The 21320-nt window shown below is 32.4% G+C and carries 8 protein-coding genes; all 8 read left to right on the top strand.

Annotated elements, in window-relative coordinates; genetic code table 11:
• A partial coding sequence (locus IRZ78_RS12855; protein ID WP_194616930.1) for a non-ribosomal peptide synthetase occupies window positions 1-5077 on the top strand: 5077 nt, incomplete at its 5' end.
• A gap of 34 nt (window positions 5078-5111) precedes the next feature.
• The gene (locus tag IRZ78_RS12860) at window positions 5112-6716 is read left to right on the top strand and encodes an MBL fold metallo-hydrolase (protein ID WP_194616931.1); all 1605 of its coding nucleotides are present in this window, start codon (window positions 5112-5114) and stop codon (window positions 6714-6716) included.
• Window positions 6717-7010: 294 nt separating this feature from the next.
• Window positions 7011-11636: a non-ribosomal peptide synthetase gene (locus IRZ78_RS12865; protein ID WP_194616932.1), complete on the top strand. Its 4626-nt coding sequence runs from the start codon at window positions 7011-7013 to the stop codon at window positions 11634-11636.
• Window positions 11637-11709: 73 nt separating this feature from the next.
• Entirely contained in the window at window positions 11710-12429 is a 720-nt protein-coding gene (locus tag IRZ78_RS12870) for a thioesterase domain-containing protein (protein ID WP_194616933.1), read from the top strand.
• 34 nt (window positions 12430-12463) lie between these two features.
• Window positions 12464-14092, top strand: a complete 1629-nt coding sequence (locus IRZ78_RS12875) for a cyclic peptide export ABC transporter (protein ID WP_194616934.1) — start codon at window positions 12464-12466, stop codon at window positions 14090-14092.
• Between the two features lie 21 nt (window positions 14093-14113).
• Window positions 14114-18553 carry a non-ribosomal peptide synthetase gene (locus IRZ78_RS12880; protein ID WP_194616935.1) on the top strand — a complete coding sequence of 1480 codons (4440 nt, stop codon included), beginning with the start codon at window positions 14114-14116 and terminating at the stop codon, window positions 18551-18553.
• Between the two features lie 11 nt (window positions 18554-18564).
• The gene (locus IRZ78_RS12885; RefSeq protein WP_194616936.1) at window positions 18565-19206 is read left to right on the top strand and encodes a 4'-phosphopantetheinyl transferase superfamily protein; all 642 of its coding nucleotides are present in this window, start codon (window positions 18565-18567) and stop codon (window positions 19204-19206) included.
• A 21-nt stretch (window positions 19207-19227) separates the two neighbouring features.
• A complete protein-coding gene (locus IRZ78_RS12890; protein WP_194616937.1) occupies window positions 19228-21156 on the top strand; it encodes an alpha/beta fold hydrolase in 1929 nt (642 codons plus the stop codon).
• The last annotated feature ends 164 nt before the right edge of the window (window positions 21157-21320 follow it).

The raw sequence follows: 21320 nt of genomic DNA on the forward strand, positions 1-21320 counted from the left end.
AGCTGGTTTTTCTCCAGATATTACTCAGGTTGTGGTAAAAATTAGTGAATTCAATGCAGAAAAATATATTGTTGCGTATTATGTTTCAGATAAAAAAATCGATAAAAAAGCGCTTCAAAATAATTTAAATAAGATTTTACCAGATTATATGCTTCCGGGTTTTTACGTTCAATTGGATTTTATTCCCTTAACATCAAATGGAAAAATTGATTATAAAGTATTGCCGGGCGTAGCTGAAAAAGATTTTATTAAAGAAGAATATGTCGCACCAAGATCTAAAGAAGAACAACTTTTAACTAGTATCTGGTCTGAGGTCTTAAAATATGAAAACATCAGTATAAAAGAGAGTTTTTATAATCTAGGAGGAGATTCTATTAAATCAATTTTAGTAGTTTCAAGATTAAAGCAAATGGGATATACACTCAAAGTAGATCAAATTTTGCGAAATCCTATTCTTGAAGACTTAGCAAAATTGGTTAAATCGAATTTAAATGTTGTCGATCAATCAGAAATAACAGGAGCAGTAAAAATAACGCCAATTCAATATTATTTTTTTGAGAGTGATGCTATTTCTAATAAAAACCATTACAATCAGTCTGTTTTATTAAAAAGTAAATCAGCAGTAGATTCTTTAGTGCTCGAACAAAGTATTAAAGCATTGGTAGCGCATCACGATGCGTTAAGAATGGAATTTAAATTCGAAAATAATTCATGGTCGCAATATAACCATGATTCTGTATCGGAACATTACAAAATCAATTTTTATGATTTAACACAGCAGTCAGATGAATTAGAATCCTTAAACCAATTGGGAGCAAAATTGCAATCTGGCTTTGATATAAATTCAGGTATATTATTTCAGGTAGGGCATTTTAGAATGTCTGATGGCGATCGTTTGGCATTAATTGTTCATCATTTGGTTATTGATGGTGTGTCATGGCGTATTCTTTTGGAAGATTTGTCTAACTTGTACAGTACTTATTTAGCAAATGGCCAAAGTAACCTGCCATTAAAAACAGACTCATTTCAACTTTGGGCATCTCGTCAGGCAGAATATGCCAAGAGTGAAAAAATTCAGCAAACCAGGCTGTATTGGGAAGAAATCACTAAGGAAGAAATTGCCTTATTGCCTACGGATTATAAAGATGAGAAGAGTGCTTTAAAAACAGAAAAATCTAACGGTTTTGTTTTGGACCATAACCTTACTCAAAAATTGCAAACTCAGGTTCATGATGTTTATAACACTGAAATCAATGACATATTGCTTACGGGGCTTGGACTCGCCATACAGGATGTTTTTGGAGTTGAAAAAAGTGTTGTTAAAATGGAAGGACACGGAAGGGAAGAAATAATCGATGGAATAGATGTAGGGCGAACAGTTGGTTGGTTTACAAGTGTTTATCCGTTTGTTTTAGATGTATCACAATCCGATGGAAATGTATTAGTGAGAGTAAAAGAATCTCTACGCAAAATACCCAACAAAGGTATAGATTACGGTATTTTAAATTATCTCGACAAACGATTTACAAATGATATGGCTCCCAGTATTCAGTTTAATTATCTTGGAGATTTTGGAAATAATGTAGGGGGTAATAAAGAAGAAGTATTATTTGAATTTTCATCAGAGAATATAGGACGATCCATAGACCCTGCCAATAGCAACAATACCATTTTGCTAAATGTTTCCGGGATAATGGTTTCTGGTCAATTAAGTATGTCAATTCGCTACGCTGATACTTTATTTAATGATGAAACCATAGAGAATCTAGTGGTATCTTATCAAAACCAGCTTGAAAATCTAATAGAAACACTAGCTGCAGAAAAGAAAAATCATTTAACGCCCTCTGATTTAACGTATAAAAAAATCACCTATAAAGCACTAACGGCTTTAAATGAAGATCATAACATAGAAGATATTTATACCTTATCTCCTTTGCAGCAAGGAATGTATTATCATTGGTTATTAGATAAGTCAAGTCCTGCTTATTTTGAGCAATTTGCTTACACAATAAATACCGAAGGAATAAATATAGACTCGGTTAAGCAGGCTTATGACGCATTAATTTCCAGATATTCTATTTTACGAACAAGATTTACTAATGATATAGGAGGTGTGCCTTTGCAAATCGTGTACAAAAATATTCAAAGTAATTTCTCGTATGAAGAAATCTCTGAAAACGATACAATAGAGCAGTATATTGAAAAAGTAAAAGAGGAGGATAAAACTAAGGGCTTTAATTTGGAGAAGCCCTCTCAAATGCGATTAACCGTTTTAGGAATAACCGCTGAGAAATTCGTATTTATTTGGAGCCATCACCATATTTTAATGGACGGCTGGTGCATGAGTATTCTTGTCAATGATTTTTACAGTATTTTGACCTCTATTAACACAGGTCAGGCAAACAACCTTTCAAAGCCGGCTAAATATTCAGAATACATCAACTGGCTTTCAGATGTAGATAAAAATGTTTCATTGAACTATTGGAAAAATTATCTGAGCGGCGTTGAATCTGCTACCAATATTCCTTTTAAAAGGAAAAAAGAACTGGCAGGAAATTCGAAATTAGCAAAAGAATCTTTCCAGATCAAAGGCGATTTATTTGATAAGTTAAAAAATCTGTGCCAGGAAATTGAAATAACGCCCAGTACATTTATGCAGGGGGTTTGGGGATATTTACTCTCAAGATATAACAATACAAAAGATGCCGTTTTTGGTTCAATAGTTTCAGGAAGACCCGGAGAACTTTCCGGTGTCGAAAATATGGTGGGGCTTTTTATCAATACGATACCTGTTCGTGTGCAATACGACAAAGGTGATAGTCCTAAAACGTTTTTAAAAAAATTGCATACTGAAATTTTGAAAAGCACTGCGCACCATTATATAAATTTATCCGAAGTGCAGTCTCAAAGTATTCCGGGAATGGACCTGATTAATAACTTAATGGTATTTGAAAATTACCTCATACAAGAAGCAGTAAAAGAAGATATAGATGAGTTATACAGCCAAAAAGAACAAAAATTAACGATCGAGGAAATTAATGTTTTTGAGCAGACTAATTATGATTTCAGTACAATTATCGCGCCTTCTGCAGAAGCATTTAAGGTTGAATTCAGATACAACCCAAATGTATTTGATACAGGACTTATAAAAAATCTTTCGGCTCATTTTTCAGGCTTGGTAGCACAATTTTGCTCCGACCCAGAAATTCAGCTAACTGATATTGATTATGTAACGAAAGTGGAGAAAGAAGAGCTCCTTGAAGATTTTAATACTAACGGAGATCATTTTTTAACAAATAAAACGCTTGTAGATTTATTTTCAGACCAATTAGCGCGAACTCCGGATAATATTGCGGTTTTTTGTGATGGTAAGGAGTTGACATACAGAGAACTAGATTCTGTTTCTAGCCAGGTCTCGGACACTTTAACAAACAAGTTTAATATTATCAAAGGAGAGCCGGTTGGGGTACATTTAAATAGAAGCGAGTGGTCAATTATTTCTATTCTTGCCATATTAAAAGCGGGAGGTGTATACGTTCCTATTGATGTTGAATTGCCGCACGATCGCAAAAGATTCATAATTGAAGATACACAATTAAAATTACTGATTTCAGAAGATTCCTGCACTTCAGGGTTAGATTATTATACAGGAGATCTATTTTTAATGGACCAGAATAATCAGGATTTAAAAATAACAGATCAGATTGAAAAGGTAAGCATATCGCCCGATGACTTAGCATATGTAATTTATACATCGGGTTCTACAGGCCAGCCAAAAGGTGTAATGGTACAGCATGCAGGAGTAGTGAATACCATTCTTTCCTTAATTAATGCTTTAGAAATCAAAGAAGCAAAAAGAAGTTTACAATATCTGTCATTTTCATTTGATGCTTCGATTTCTGAAATTTTTGTAGCACTCTTATCTGGATGCAGCTTATACGTTATAGGGGAAGATAAAAGAAAAGACACGGCCCTTTTAGCAGATTATATCATAGAAAATGAAATTGAACTGGCAACATTACCTGCTGCAATATTTAAAATAATAGATATCAATTCCCTAAAAGGATTAAGTACTTTAATTACAGGAGGTGAATCACCAAACATTGAAAAAATCAATCAATTTCTGCAATATGGTACTTATCATAACGAATATGGACCAACAGAAGCCAGTATTTGTGCGACAATTTATAAAAAAGAAAAGGGAAGTAAGCATACGACCAATAGTGTACCAATAGGAAAACCTTTGTCGAATGTTGATATCTACATCTTGGATGATTTACATCAGTTACAACCTAAAGAAATTGTTGGCGAGATTTGTATAGGAGGTAAGGGATTAGCAAAAGGTTATCTGAATCAAATAGGGTTAACTGCCGAAAAATTTATTTCAAATCCTTTCAAAAAAGGAGAAAAAATATATAAAACAGGAGATTTAGGCAAATGGCTCTCTGATGGTACGGTAGAATTTTTAGGAAGAGTAGACGATCAGTTAAAAATAAGAGGACACCGAATTGAACTAGGGGAAATTGAATCAGTATTAGCGGCTTTTTCTAACGAATTGATAAAGGTTGTGGTAGAGGCAAAAGAGCAAAAAGGAGAAAAAGTACTTGTTGCCTACTATGTGAGTATTGAAGAGGTTAATAAAAGGGAATTAAGAACCTATCTTCAAGACAAACTGCCGCTGTACATGATTCCTAATTATTATGTTGAAGTTGAAAAAATTCCGCTCACCACAAATGGGAAAGTAGATCGAAAAGCACTACCTGAAGTGTCTGATGCTGATATTATTAGAAACCAATATATTGCCCCTTGCAGTGATGTAGAAAAAATGCTTTCCAAAATCTGGCAGGATGTTTTACAAGTAAAAACAATAAGCACAACAGATGATTTCTTTGAATTGGGTGGTCATAGTATTAAAGCTATTACTATCATCTCAGAAATACAAAAAGAGTTTGATTTAAAAATCAAAATAGCAGATTTATTTCAATATTCAACCATTGGGGAACTGTCAGAACAAATTGAGAAAAACTCGCAGGAATCTAACCTTCACAGAGAGATTGTGGATAAGATAACCATTTAGTAAAAAAAATATACACCGTTAAAACTTAAAGAAAATGAGCACAACAAACGAAGAACGTTATTTAAAATTGAATGTCGCAATTGAAGGACTCATCGACAGATGGTATGCCTGGCCTCATTTAGTATCTCCTGCCACAGCGGCTATGAATATAAAAGACAGACATTTAAAAATTATGGAATCTTATATTAAGAATCCAAAAATACACGCTGCCGCGGTAAAAGATCCTAAAATGCTAGGAGGGCCATTTATTGATTACAACGGAGGCCGCGTTGAGGAAATTAAAGAATTGTATGATACAACACTTGCAAGCAGAAAGGATGTGCTTGAATTTCGGGAAGCCATAATAGAACTTACCGATATGCTGAAAAAAGAGGCAAAAGGATATTCTCTGGATGCGTTATATGAAAAAGTTCCTGAAATTTTAAGAGGCTTTGTTGAATTGTATTATGATTTGAACAATAATCCAAATTTCAGATTTTTTGAGGCCTTACTCTATAAAAGTAAATATTATGAAGAATCTTCACAATCGATCTCTTTACAACTTGTAGAAGCCGATGACTCAAGATCTTTTGTTTTAAGTACACCAAGATTAAATGATGAAAATTTAATTCATTTAGACGTGCCATTTAAATCAAATCTTATTGATGAATTGTTTAAAATGAAAAGAATTCCATCTGATTATAATAAAATCAAAAATACCTTGGGAATTTTAAGTGAGCAGGAGGGTTTATTTGATTCCTTTTTTACAAATCAGGCTCCTGCTGAATATGAAAAATATGCCAATAAAGGCGTTAGGACCCGTTATTTTGGTCATGCCTGTGTTTTAGTTGAAACCGATGAAATTTCAATTTTAATTGATCCGGTAATCAGTTATGACGGATACGAAACAGATGTAAAGCGATATACAATAAACGATCTTCCCGAGAAAATAGACTATGTTTTGATTACCCATAATCATCAGGATCATATCTTACTGGAGACTTTACTGCAATTGCGCCATTCGATAAAAAACATCATAATTCCAAGTAGCGGAAAAGGAAACCTTCAGGATCCTAATTTAAGGCTGATGTTTAAAAATATTGGTTTCCAAAACGTAATAGAATTAGATGATATGGAGAGTATCGAAATGGATAAGTGTACCATTACCGGGCTGCCTTTTCTGGGCGAACACTCCGATATTGATATTAGAACTAAACTTTGCTACCATGTAAAACTTCATAATGACTTTAAAGTATTATTTGTAGCTGACTCCTGTAATATCGAACCAAAAATATATGAAAGGATTCATAATATTGTAGGTGATGTAGACATACTATTTCTGGGAATGGAATGTGATGGCGCCCCATTATCATGGCTTTACGGGCCTTTACTTTCAGAAAAACTCGAAAGAGATAAAGATTTCTCCAGGAGATTAGCAGGATGCAATTTCGATCAGGGGATCTCACTGGTTGATATTTTTAATCCTAAAAATGTATTTGTTTACGCAATGGGATTGGAACCCTGGCTTCAATTTATCAGTTCTATTAAATATACAGATGAATCAAGACCAATAGTAGAATCTAACAAATTGGTAAATGAATGTATTAAAAGAGGAATAGATGCAGAGAGATTGTTTGGTGAAAAAACAATTGAATATTAAAAAACAATTTTTCATGCATGTTGTTGAATCGCACAGCTACAGTATAGAGAAATCACTATCCAAGTATCTGTGCCGAGAGCAGATTTTTTAATTTCTTTCACGATTATTTCTCGGATAAAGTGGAGTCAGTAGAGGTTAAAAAACGTAATAGGGTATTTAAAATACAATACAACTGTAAAGAAAAGCCACAGTTTTTTAGATCAGTAAAAAAATATAATCAAACAATAATTTGTCTCTGTAAAAAAACAATTACATAGCCATCAGACTTTAAGCATCACGAAAAATCTTAGCACAATGAAAAAAGAAATAGAAAGCCTTTTTAAGGATCTACAAAATGATGATATCCAATTAGTACTTAATGAGGAGGAAAATATAGAAATAATATCGTTTAAAAATAAAATTTCTTCGGATGTCTTAAAGAAGATTAAAGACAACAAAAATGAAGTGATAAATTTTTTAAAAAATAAAAAAGAGTCTAACAATTCTGCTATTTCATTAGTCGAAAAATCAGATAGTTATTTAGTTTCTTCAGGTCAGAGAGGTATATGGTTTATGAGCCAGTTCAAAGAAGCATCAATTGCTCACAATATGCCTTTACAGAAAGTTATAAATGGTATCTCCAACAAAGAATTGTTTATCAAGGCAATAGATTGCGTCATTGAGAGACATGAAATATTGAGAACTGTTTTTAAACTTGACAATCAGGGAGTATTAAAACAAATTGTACTGGAGAGAAACCAGCTGGCATTTAATGTGCCAATTGAAGATCTGAGAGAAAACGCAAATTACGAGAAGATCATCTCAGAGGCTATCGATCTGGATTCCAATCAGGCTTTTGATTTGGAAAATGGACCGCTAGTGAGGATTTCCCTTTTTCAGATATCAGACGAAACGTATGTCTTTTATTTCAATATTCATCATATTATTTGTGACGGCTGGTCGATGGAAATATTAGAAAAAGAAATCGGACTTTATTATGAAGCGCTCTTAACGGGAAATCGTGCCAATGTAGAGGAAATACAAATTCAATATAAAGATTTTGCTGCCTGGGAATCTAAAATAATTCTGGATGGCAGTTTACAAAAGCATAAAGAATATTGGCTGAGTCAGTTATCAGGCAAATTGCCTGTTCTGGATTTGTTAAGTTTTAAAAAGAGACCAAGATTTAAAACCTACAACGGATATTCGTTGGAAACAAACATTTCGTCTGATCTTCTCGCTAATTTGCGAAAAATGGCCCAGTCAGAAAAAAGCAGTTTGTTTATAGCCGTTTTGGCAGTTGTCAAAGTATTGGTTAACAAGTATACAAATGAAAATGATATTGTTATTGGTTTTCCAATATCAGGAAGACAGGAAAAAGCACTTTACAATCAAATAGGGTACTACGCAAAAACATTGGTTTTAAGAAGTCAAATTGATCAAAATGAAAGCTTTCTTTCTTTTTTTAAACGTTTAAAACAGAACACATTATTAGCTTACGAGTATCAGGATTATCCATTTGATGTTCTGGTATCTGATTTGAACATTCAAAAAGATTTGAGTCGCAATTCATTGTACGATATGTCTGTTACATATAACAATATAGCCTTTAAAAAGGACGCATTTAGCCAGGAAAAGTCAGACGAAATTAAAAATTTGGGCACCAAGAGATGTAAATGTGATTTTGAATTTCATTTTACAGAAGTAGGCGAAGACTTAAATTTAGTATTAAACTTCAATAACGACATTTACGAAAGGGAGTCGGTTGTTAAATTTTTACAGCATTTCAAACAACTTTTAGCTGAAGTTTCATTGCATGAAAACAAGCAAATTAAAAATATAAATTATTTAACACAAACCGAAAAAACACAATTGGTAAACGGTTTTGGTGACATTGCGGCAAACTACCCAAAAGATAAAACAATTCTTGATTTATTTGAAGAACAAGTCGATAGAACTCCGGATAATACAGCGGTAGTTTTTCAGGGTAAAACTTTGAGCTACAGAGCGCTAAATGAACAGGCAAATCAATTAGGCCTATACCTTAGAAAACAATACAATATTGTACCGGATGATCTAATAGGAATAAAACTCGATAGATCTGAGCAAATGATTGTGGTGATTTTAGGGATTTTAAAATCTGGCGCAGCCTACGTGCCTATCGATGTAAATTATCCTGATGAAAGAATCGCTTATATAGAAAAGGATAGTGAGTGTAAAGTGGTAATAGGTCAGGAAGAACTGGTAAAATTCAGTGCAATACAAAAAGAATTTTCAACAAAAAATCTGAAAAAATATATCAAGCCGCATCATCTTGCCTATGTTATATATACCTCAGGTACAACAGGTAATCCAAAAGGGACCTTATTGGAACATAGAAACGTTGTAAGACTCTTTTTTACCGAAAAACCTTTATTCGATTTCAATGAAAATGATGTTTGGACTATGTTTCATTCCTATAGTTTTGATTTTTCGGTTTGGGAAATGTACGGTGCCTTGCTTTATGGTGGAAAGTTAATAGTGGTACCCAAAGAAGTAGCACAAAACACACCAGAGTTTTTAGAACTATTATACGATCAGTCTGTAACTATACTTAATCAAACACCTTCGGCATTTTATAACCTGATAGATTGTGAAAAGTCAAATAAAAAGCGTGATTTTAAGCTAAGAAATATAATTTTTGGAGGAGAGGCGCTAAACCCGTTCTTGCTACTGGACTGGAATAAAAAATATCCTGCAGCAAAAATCATTAATATGTATGGCATAACAGAGACTACTGTTCATGTTACCTACAAAGAGATTGGTGAAAAAGAGATAAATTTTGAGCAGTCAAATATCGGAAAAGCTATTCCTACTTTAAGCTGCTACATATTAGATGAATCAAAACAGTTGGTTCCTGAAGGAGTTTTTGGAGAACTGTATGTTGCTGGCGCAGGCCTGGCACGAGGATATCTTAACCGCCCGAAGCTGAATTCGGAGAAATTTATCAATAACCCTTTTATTTCGGGAGAACGCATGTATAAAACAGGTGATATCGGAAGATGGATATCTGGTGGTGACATTGAATATAAAGGAAGACAGGATGATCAGGTAAAGATCAGAGGTCACAGAATAGAGCTGGGGGAAATTGAAAAATCCCTTTCACTTGAAAAATCAATACGCCAGTGTGTTGTAATAGTGGATAAAGATAAAAATATTGTAGCATATTACATTTCGGATATTGCTTTAGATAAGAAGGTTTTACAGCAAAATTTAAGCGCTCTCTTACCTGATTATATGCTTCCAAGCTATTATGTTCAGGTAGAAGAAATTCCTTTAACATCAAACGGAAAAGTCGACAGATCATCTTTGCCGGCCATACAATTAAAGGATTTAATTAAGGAAGAATATGCAGCGCCTAAAACCAAAGAAGAGAAACTTTTGGTTTCCATATGTTCAGAAGTTCTGAAACATGATATGATAAGCATAAAAGACAGTTTTTATAATTTGGGAGGTGACTCTATTAAGTCAATTCAAATAATTACGCAATTAAAAAATGCCGGCTTTTATTTGAAAATCACCGATCTTCTGCATCATCCGGTTTTAGAAGATTTGGCAAAAATGATAAAATCTGATCTTTGTGCTCTTGAAAATAAAGTTGATAATACTGTAGAGGATAATGTTGCAGGTGAAATAAAAATTAATGAGGAATCTGAACTTTCATTTAACCAGCGTATTTACACAAAGCTTGATTTTTCTCAGGTGGTATTAAAATTTAAAGTTTCGGAATTTCAGGAAGATAATTTTGAAAATGAATTTAGACATTTAATTTCCAGGTTTCCATCCTTATGTGTGCGATATGAACTTAAAAACGATAAGCTGATTCAAAGATTCATTTCGGGGAAAGATCAAAAAATTAAATTCACCATTTTGAATAATAATGATAAGGATGAGATTTCAACACAAATCGTTTCAAATTATAACAAAGCATACGATATAATCAACGAAGAATTAATAAGAGTAAATCTTTTAGTAGATAAAAATACCAGTACAGCAGAAGTGTATTTGTGTATTCATCATTCTTTACTGGATGATTATTCAACAAAAATGGTACATAAGGAATTAACCGATTATTTTGAAAATCATAAAAATCTACCAGGGGTAGCTTATGTCCATTATTTTAAATTCATCGAATGGCAGAAAAAATTTCTTGCTTCTGGGGATGGATTAAAAGAGAAAGAATATTGGATAGATACGCTAAGTAAGGGACTATTATATGACAATGTGAGCAGTATTAAAAAAGATAATCATCCTGTTTGCCAAAAAATAAGGATTACAGGTAAGAGATTTGATGAGATAACAGCGCTGGGTAAAAAAATGAATCTTCCTATTAATGCCTTATGTAATGGCCTATACCAATTTTTGTTAACCCAAGCGGCGATCGAATTTAAAGATTTGTTTACAATTTTAGTGACCTGCCGTGAAGCCGTTATCCCTGGAATTAATTTAGAATTATTACCCGGTGTTATAAACAACGGGTTGCCTGTACCCTATAAAAAAATAAAGGATAATTATGACTTTAATCAGGATTATATCTTCTCTGCCTATGAGAATTATTTAGAAGCGAGATTACATCAATTGACTCCTTACGAAATTATTAAACAAGAGGTCCAAAGCAATTTGCAAAAGGATATTGACCAGAATGTTGTGGGAAGCTATAATTTTTTACTAGATGAAAGTCAGGTTAAAGAAGCCGGGACAAATGAGGTAAAAGTAACTCAAGAACACTATAAAACGGTATCAAATACCGTTTCGATGAAAGCTATTTTATTTAATAACGCTTTAGAAATTGAAATTTTGTGCAGCAATGACCTCTATGAAAAAAAGAAAAATGAGATTTCACTCGACAGCGGTTTAAAAGCATTATTGGGACTGGTTAAGGAAAAAAACGCAGTTTATTAATTCCAGGGGAGACAACCAAATGCATCAAAATTAAAAGGATATAAAAAATTGACATTCATAAAACTAAATACACATGGATACAACTAATCGGTTTCAGCTATTTCTACTGCACTTTGCTGGTGGCAGCGTTTACTCCTATGATTTTCTTAAAAAATATATAGATCCCAATATTGAGTTTATTGCTCTTGAACTGCCCGGACGGGGAAAACGGTTTAGTGAAAAATTATTGAAAACAAAAAGCGAAGTAATTCAGGACTATTTTTCTCAGATAAAAAAACTCAGAAACGATGCTCCTTATGTACTATTCGGGCATAGCATGGGAGCGACCATTAGTCTTTCTCTAGCACAGAGATTGGAGGCTGTTGGCGATCCTCCTGAAAAATTGATTGTATCAGGAAATCCAGGTCCAGGAATAAAAAAAGAAGAAGATATTATTCGTTATTTATTAGATGATTTTCAATTTAAAGAGGTTCTGGAAAAACTCGGCGGCGTACCAAGAGAGGTGCTGGATAATGAGGAATTGTATCAATACTTTGCTCCGATAATGCGTGCTGATTTTGAATGTCTTGAGAAATACTTTTTTTCAGAAAAAGGAATACAGATAAACGTTCCAATTTTTGCCATGATGGGCAATGAAGAGGAACTCAATAGCAGAATCGAAAATTGGAGCAATTTTACCAATATGGATCTTGAATTTAAAATTTTAAAAGGAAACCACTTTTTTATTCATGACCATCCCTTTGAGTTAGGAAATATAATTATGAGCTGCTGTCAGGCTTCTATTGAAAAATAAAGCAAAAACTAATATTGATTTAAAAAATAAAAAAATGCTAAAATTAAAACTTTCACAAATTCTATATATACTGCTTTATGCCTTTCCCAATACGATTCTGAGTTTCGGAATTGTTTACATTATCAATAATGTAATTTCTGGAAAAGAAGAATTTCAAACGGATTATATGGGAATCGTTTTTGTTTCGATTGTCATATACACTTACTTGCTGAATATATTCTTTCAAAAAAAGCTCAACGTTTATTCGTACGAGATACTGTACAACAATGAAAAGAAAATCTTTAATAAAATACTAAACACTCCCCTGATAACATTAGAGAAAATGGGGTCTCAGAGATTTTATACTGCTATAGAAGACTTACGAATATTTTCTTCCTTGCCCGAAGTAGTAACCCATACCATTAATTCCTTGCTTATGCTGCTGCTCTGCGTTGTATACTTATTTACGCTATCTGTTTATGCCGCCCTTGTGGTTATTGTTTTGATTGTGGTTATTGGAGCGATCTACTTTGTTGTAATTAATGCAATGTCGCAAAAGGTGAGTGAACTAAGAAAATACAATGAACATTACTATAAATATGTAAACGATGTTATTGAGGGATTTAAGGAGCTGAAAATAAATTTAGAACGAAGACTCAATTTACTAAATGTGCATTTGGGACCAAATCGGGAACGTGCAAAAGAACTGGACTTTAAAGTAAATTATATATTCTTATCTATTAATTTGATAAGTCAATATGGCTTTTATCTGGTCATTGCAGTAATTCTTTTTCTCTTGCCCAACCTGGATTTACTTAAAAAAGAAGATATAGTTTCGTACGTTGTTATTCTATTATTCATTACTGGTCCTATCAATAACCTTATAAATATGCAAAATATTTATACCCGTTTTATTGTTGCCAATAACAGAATAATGAAGTTTCTTGAAGATTTTAAAAATGATAGCAGTGAGGTTTTGGTTAAACAAGATTTAGAATTTGATTCGCTGGAATTTAATGCAATAGGTTTTGACTATGAAGACAGCGCGAAAGAAAAATCATTTTGTCTGGGACCAATTGATTTGACCGTAAAAAAAGGAGAAATGATCTTTATTGTTGGGGGAAACGGTAGTGGTAAGAGTACTTTTATCAATGTTCTAACCGGTTTATATAAACCTTCTCAAGGAGAAATATTATTAAACGATGCTCCCATAAATTCATCTGTCGAATTACAAAATTTAACAGCAGCAGTATTTACAAACAATCACATTTTCTCTCATAATTATGATAATTACAAGCTAAAAGATAATAAAGAATACGTGGAGCTTTTAAAACTACTGGAAATGGATAAAGTTGTTTTGGATGATAAAGAGGAATCTGCCAGAAGAAATTTTTCAAAAGGACAAAGTAAAAGAATGTCATTGATATTTGCTCTTTTAGAAAATAAACCAATTCTGGTTTTAGATGAGTGGGCAGCCGATCAGGATCCTCATTTTAGAAAATTTTTCTACGAAAATTTGTTAAGTAAGCTAAAAGCAGAAGGAAAAACCATTATTGCTGTTACGCATGATGATACCTATTTTAAACACGCCGACAGGATTTTAAAATTTGATTTCGGCAAAATAATCAAGGATACAGCTGTGAAGTCCACTGATAACAGAGCACTTGAAACGTTATGGCATTAAATATCATTTAAAATTTTTTTTATGAAATTAACACTATCACAACAGGATATTTATCTTGAACAGCTAATATATCCTACTGAACCAATATATAATATTGGTGCAAAAATTGAAATTAAAGGATCAATAAACATCGAAATATTTCAGAAAGCCTACATTGAAGTTATAAATCAGCATGACACATACAGGACCAAATTGGTAAAAAAACACGATAATGTCGATTTAAAAATAGTAGACAAGCACAATTCTGAATTAGGTTTGGTAGATTTTTCAAAAAATGAAAATCCGTATGAAAGCGCTAATGTATACATGCAGCAAGAATTCTCCAAACCGTTTGATTTATTTGGAGAAGGTCTTTTACATATTTTTACTTTAGTAAAAGTTGAAGAAGGTTTTCATTATCTGTTCTCAGTATACCACCATATTATTACAGATGGCTGGGGAACTTCATTAATGTTTCAGCGATTAGTTCAAAATTATAATGAAATTTTAGAATTTGGTGCTGTACAAACAAGTTATCCTTTTATTTACAAGGAATTTATAGAGGATGATGCAATGTATCAAACTTCAGATTCTTTTACAGAAGATGCGTTATATTGGAAAGATAAGTTTAAAATTTTACCAGAAAATTTGTTTGATAAAACAGCACATGTAACAATTGGCAATAAAAGCAGCCGCAAGGAATTGATCATTAAAAGAGCGCTTTACAATGAACTAAATCAAGTAGCGGCGGCTTATAAATGCAGTACTTTTCACTTGATCCTGGCAATCGTATATGCCTATTTTGGAAGAAAGCAGCAAAATGATGATTTTGCAATAGGCCTGCCTGTTTTAAACAGAAGTAGTGCTAAATATAAGAAAACTGTTGGTCTTTTTATGGGAATCTCTCCATTAAGGGTGAAAATTGATTTTAATTTGACAGTACAACAATTTACCCAGGAATTAAAAAACCAATTAAGGAATGATTACAGACACCAAAGATTTCCGATCGGAAAACTAATTCAGGAACTTCAATTATTTCAGGAAAAAGAAAAATTGTTCAATATTACCCTTTCATATGAAAAGCAAAATTATTCTAGCAATTTTCACGGCACAGCAACAGAGGTTATTCCATTGAGTCATCAATCCGAGAGAGCAGCGTTAGCACTATACATTAGAGAATTTGATGAATTGAAAGATGTAAAAATTGATTTTGATTATAATCTGAATTATTTTAATGAATCAGCAATAATAGAAATTACCAATCATTTTGAGAATCTGATCTTTGAGGTTTTAAACCATCCTGAAAAAAAACTAAGAGACTTACAATACCTTTCGGAGAATGAATTGGAAAAAGTGCTGGTTAAATTCAATGATACACAGGTAAATTATCCAAAAGGAGAAACCATTCTGGGCTTATTTAGTGAAAAGGCAGCTAAAATGCCGGGTAAAATAATATTAAAAGATCATTATAGGTCGTATTCATATTGTGAACTTGATAAATTATCGAGCCAGATTGCAGAAAAGCTTATTGGTATTTATGGCGGGGAGGATCAATCTCCAATAGCTGTTTTAATGAGCAGATCGGCAAATATGGTAGTTGTTTTGTTGGGAATATTAAAGGCCGGCAGATCATACATTCCACTTGATCCCGTTTTTCCAGAAGACAGATTGCGCTATATTATTGAAAATAGTGCCAGTAAAGTACTCATTAGCCAAAAAGGATATGAACTGGCAGGATTAGAGGATGTGGAAGTATTGACCTTAGAAAACATTTTCGAGGGATTAGAGGAACTTGAAGGGGTGGTGAGAAAAAAAATCACAGCTGCAGATACTGCTTATATTATTTATACATCAGGTTCAACAGGAAATCCAAAAGGAGTAGAAATAGGGCATAGATCATTGCTTAATTTTTTAACCAGCATGCAGAAAGAGCCGGGCGTGACGACTACTGATACTTTATTTTCGGTTACGACTTACTCTTTTGATATTTCAATTTTAGAATTTTTTGTCCCTTTGCTTTCTGGCGCCACTCTGTATATTGCAAGTCAGGAAATATTGCAGGATCCTAATTTAATCATTGAAAAATTAGAAGAAATCAAGCCTACCATAATCCAGGCAACACCAAGTTTTTATCAAATGCTTTTTAATGCAAATTGGAAAGGAGATCAAGGTCTAAAAATATTGTGTGGTGGAGATTTGTTAAGTGAGTCATTAGCCGAAAGATTAATCAAGAGCAGTTTAGAAGTCTGGAATATGTACGGTCCTACAGAAACTACTATTTGGTCGAGCATAAAAAAAATAGAACAGCCTAAAGATGCTTCAAACATTGGTAAACCAATAAACAATACTAAAATTTACATACTCGACCAATATCTGTTTCCACAGCCAATAGGAACTCAAGGAGCCATTTATATTGGCGGAGATGGATTAGCAAAAGGATATTACAAAAATATTTCACTTACAAATGAAAAATTTACTTTAAATCCATTTGATGATAAGCGTTTATTCTATGAAACAGGAGATGTAGGAAAATGGAATGATAAAGGAGAAATTGAGTTTCTGGGAAGAAATGATAACCAAGTCAAAATTAGAGGATATAGAATTGAATTGGGTGATATAGAAGCACAATTAAACACCATTTTTGCAATAAAAGAATCAGTTGTAGTGGTGAAAAAAGGGAGTCAGGAAGAAGCTTTTTTAGTAGCTTATATTTTAACAGAAGATCAGGAGCTTAATACTGAGGCAATTCTTAAGGACTTAAAGACGAAACTGCCTTATTATATGATTCCAAATGTAGTTGTTGCCGTAAAAGAATTCCCACTTACACCAAACCAGAAAGTCGACAGGAAATTTTTGTCGCAACAAACGGTGCAACAAAATCTGGATAATTTTAAAAAACCAGTTTCAAATTTAGAAATTAAACTGTCTCAATACTGGAAAGAAATATTAAATGTTGAAGAAGAAATAAGTCTAAATGATAATTTTCTGGTTCTTGGCGGGCATTCACTAAAAGCAATTAAATTAACAGGACTTATAGCAAAGGAGCTTTCGTTTGATATTTCCTTAAAAACTATTTTTGAATATCCAACAATTGAATTATTGGCTAATTATCTTCAAGAGCTGCGTGAGGAACAATCATCAGTTATAGTATCAGCGCAAAATAAAGCTTTATATGATCTGACTCCATCTCAATACAATATTTGGCTGGCATCTCAACATATCAATTTTTCAATTGCATACAACATGTTTTCTGCCTATAAAGTTGAAGGTGAAATTGATATAAACCGAATCACAAATGCCATCAATAGTGTAATTCGTAAGTATGAAATAATTAGAACAAATTTTGTAGAGTTGGATGGAATCCCTTACCAGAAAATTAATTCTTTTGAGAATATAAATTTTTCAATTCCTATTGTTAAGTCAGGAAATAAAAGTGTTAAAAAAGCTATATCCCAATTCACTACTACAGCATTTGATCTGGAGACTGACTTATTATTGAGAGTACAATTATTGCAAACAGATGAAAATCGTTTTATTTTACTTTTCTGTACACATCACATTATAATGGATGGTTTATCATTAGAATTCTTTATCGAAGAGCTGATTGGCTATTATAATGAAAACGCTTCATTACAAGAGACAGAAGCCAAGAATTCAAAACTTCAATTTAAAGATTACTCAGAATGGATTAATAAAAAGGCGAAGGATAATTATGGGATAAATATGTCGTTTTGGACCCAGTATCTTCAAAATTATGTTTCAAAAGATTCATTTGATAGGGATTTTGAAACAGATGCAAACCTGCAAAATGGAAATGCATTTGCTTTTGAATTAACACACGAAACTACTTTGGCTTTGAGACAATTGGCTTTAAGAGAACAAGTTACCTTCTATACTATTTTGATAACAACACTGAATGTTTTAATACATAAATATTCAGATCATAATGACATTTTGATCGGGACTGTAAGTTCAGGAAGAGAGGCTCCGGAGTTACTGAATCAAATAGGAATGTTTGCGAAACCTCTAATCCTTCGAACACAAATTGAAGCTGAACAAACCTTCAATGATTTACTAAAAAACACGCAAACAAATATATTGAACATTAGTGAATATCAGGAAGTTCCTTTTGAGGCAATAAAAAAATCTTTTTCAGATATTATGCTGGTTTATCAGAATCCGGAGTTTTCTTTTGAGAGTATAACTGACCTGAATGATTTTCAACTTAGCATTTATAAAACTGAAAATAAATACAGCAGAATACCACTTGTATTTAATTTGTTCGAAAGCGATCATAAACTCAAAGGTACAATTGATTACAATTGTGACTTATATAAGGAAGAAACGGTGAAAACAATTGCACTTAAATATTGTGATTTGTTAAATGATATAATAAATACTCCTCAAATTGAAATTCATTTACTGGATATCCAATTAGAACTAGAAAAAAATGCAGTTTTTGATTTTGAGTTTAACTTTTAAAGCTTTTAGTTATGATTTATGTCTATTATTCATATCTCTGTGAAGAAAACCACGAGAGTCTATTAAAAGATCATTTGCCAAAATTTTCAGCAGATTTTCAACAGAAAATAAAAAAATACAGAAGATGGCAAGACGCACAGTTATCTCTGATGGGAAGAGTATTGCTTTTTAATGGAATCGAAGAAATCAAAAAGGTAGATCTTCGGGATAAGGAAATTAAATACACCAAGTTTAGTAAACCTTATTTTGAAGGAGATTCAGTCAATTTTAATATCTCGCATTCCGGAGAAATTGTAATATGTGCATTTTGTAGCGAATATGAAATTGGCGTTGATATTGAAGTTATTACTGATATGAGAATTAACGATTTTAAATTTCAGATGACAGAAAGTGAATGGAAAAGAATTTCGCTTTCCAAAAATAAAAAGAATGCCTTTTTTGATTACTGGACACAAAAAGAAGCCGTGATGAAAGCGTATGGTCAAGGATTATCAATGCCCTTAAAATCATTTGAAATTTTTGAAAATGCAACCAGTATAAAGGATGAAAAATTCTATTTGAAAGAAATTGAAATTGATCAATATTATAAATGTTATGTTTCGTTAAATGCACATATTGATAATGTTGTACTAAAAAAGTACAATAAAAACTAATAATTTAAAAGTTAAAATAAAATGAAAAACCTCATAATACTGTTTTTGATAGTGGGAATGATACCAGTGTATGTATCCGCTCAAACCAAGAAAATTAAATTCGAAAGTACAAGTTCATTTTTTTCTAAAAATGAAAAAACAGATAATACTGTCGAGTTTAAATATCTGACGGTCTCCGAAGATTGGAATAAAAATAATGGTAAAGAAGTCAAAATTGCTGTAACAATCTTAAAAAGTAAAGCTAAGGATGCAAAAACTATTTTGTATTTAGAAGGCGGGCCCGGCGCCGGAGGTATTGCAAGTATAGATACCTGGCTAAATAACCCTTTAAGGAATAGTTATACTATAGTATTAGTAGACGCTAGAGGAACTGGAAATTCTTTGCCTAAGTTATGTCCGGATTTAGGAAATAAATTTTTAGAAATACTAGCAAAAAATCAAAGCAGTATAGCAGACGAACAGGAGAAAGTAACTGAAGCAATTGGCTGTAAGAAAAGCTTAATAAAAAGAGGCATTGATATAACACAATACAATAGCAACTCTATTGCCAATGATTTAAATGCCCTTAAAACAGCATTGCACCTAAAAAATTGGAATGTATACGCAACCTCTTACGGGACGTATGTGGCGCAGGTGTATGCAAACAATTATCCCGAAGATATTGAGTCGTTAGTTTTAGATTCGGCAATTTCGGATATTGCCCAATATTATGACCAAAACACGGCAAACTTTATCACCAGTCTGGACAAGGTGTTTGAGGCATGTAAGAATGATCCTAATTGTAATCAACAATATCCGGATTTAGAAAAAGTCTTTTATAATACAATTGATAAATTGTCCAAAAATCCAATAACAGTTAATGTAGATAAAAAAATTATCCCAAGTGGAAAGTTTACCTATAATGCGGAAGATTTTAAAATTTCAATTCAACAAGCACTTTACAGTAAAAAATTAATTCAGGTATTACCTTTATTAATCACCGAATTTAATCACGGAAACAAAGAAGCATTAAGCTCACTTGTAACTGCTTTTTCAGGAGCATTGAGTTTAGATTATGGAATGTATTATTGTGTAAGCTGTAATGAAACCTTAAATTTTAATTCCCTGAGTGCGTTTGACAAAAAATCTTTAAATTATAAAGACTTAAAAGGTGGACTGTCCTTTTATAGGTCTGATTTTGAGGTTTGTAAAAAATGGAATTTAGGAATGGCACAAAACAAATCTGAAAATGATTTATCTACGTTCTATGCCTCAAATATACCGGTATTGATTTTTTCCGGAGAATTTGATCCCATAACGCCAAGTTCCAATGGATTAATGCTTTCAAAAAAACTAAAAAATAGTTCCTTTGTAACTATTCCAGCTTCTGGTCATGTTCCGAGTTTTACAATGAGCGCTATGAAAATTATTAATGATTTTATGGCTGATCCAACTAAAAAACCAAACTTCACAAATGTACTGTCAGATACAAAAGTACATTTCATTACAGGAGTGAAACCAAATAACGCAATCTCAAATATGGCAAATAGTATAAACGAATTTAATATACTATTTTTCACACCATTTTTTATTGCTATTTCTATTTTATTAATCGCTGTATTTAACTTTGGTTTTTCCTTTTTTAAAAATAAAAAAGAGGTAATAAATGATAAACTATTAAAGCTGTTAATTATAATAACATCAATCTTAGGGGTTTTTATCTTTATTTCATTTTTACTAGCGATCAACGACACTGCTCAACAAAATCATTACATACTGGCTTTTGGTATATTGGATAAATTCAATTACTTATTTGCTGTTTTATGGGTCTTTATTGGTCTTACAGCTCTTTTGTCGCTGCATTTTGCGGTTAATTTTAAGTATATTTCAAATGGAACTACCACTATTACAATCCTGTTTTCTATCCTCCTTATCGGAGTTTACTTTAACTATTGGGGATTTTTATTTTAAAAACCATATTGTGCTCAGCTTTTGGTATTACAAGTAGAAAATCCCAAATCAGGACAAATTTCCAGAAAAGAGTTTTTGGGTTAATGATTCCTGATTTTAGATCCAGCTCAAAGACTCTTCTTTTTTAAAGGAGAGTTTTTGTTATATAAGAATTACTTAAAAAT

The organism is Flavobacterium sp. CSZ, from assembly GCF_015350725.1.
In the GTDB taxonomy this organism is placed as follows: Bacteria; Bacteroidota; Bacteroidia; order Flavobacteriales; family Flavobacteriaceae; genus Flavobacterium.

Excerpts from the sequence above, each read along its gene's own strand:
- IRZ78_RS12860 (WP_194616931.1), top strand. The coding sequence starts at position 5,112 with ATGAGCACAACAAACGAAGAACGTTATTTAAAATTGAATGTCGCAATT.
- IRZ78_RS12865 (WP_194616932.1), top strand. The coding sequence starts at position 7,011 with ATGAAAAAAGAAATAGAAAGCCTTTTTAAGGATCTACAAAATGATGAT.
- IRZ78_RS12870 (WP_194616933.1), top strand. The coding sequence starts at position 11,710 with ATGGATACAACTAATCGGTTTCAGCTATTTCTACTGCACTTTGCTGGT.
- IRZ78_RS12875 (WP_194616934.1), top strand. The coding sequence starts at position 12,464 with ATGCTAAAATTAAAACTTTCACAAATTCTATATATACTGCTTTATGCC.
- IRZ78_RS12880 (WP_194616935.1), top strand. The coding sequence starts at position 14,114 with ATGAAATTAACACTATCACAACAGGATATTTATCTTGAACAGCTAATA.
- IRZ78_RS12885 (WP_194616936.1), top strand. The coding sequence starts at position 18,565 with ATGATTTATGTCTATTATTCATATCTCTGTGAAGAAAACCACGAGAGT.
- IRZ78_RS12890 (WP_194616937.1), top strand. The coding sequence starts at position 19,228 with ATGAAAAACCTCATAATACTGTTTTTGATAGTGGGAATGATACCAGTG.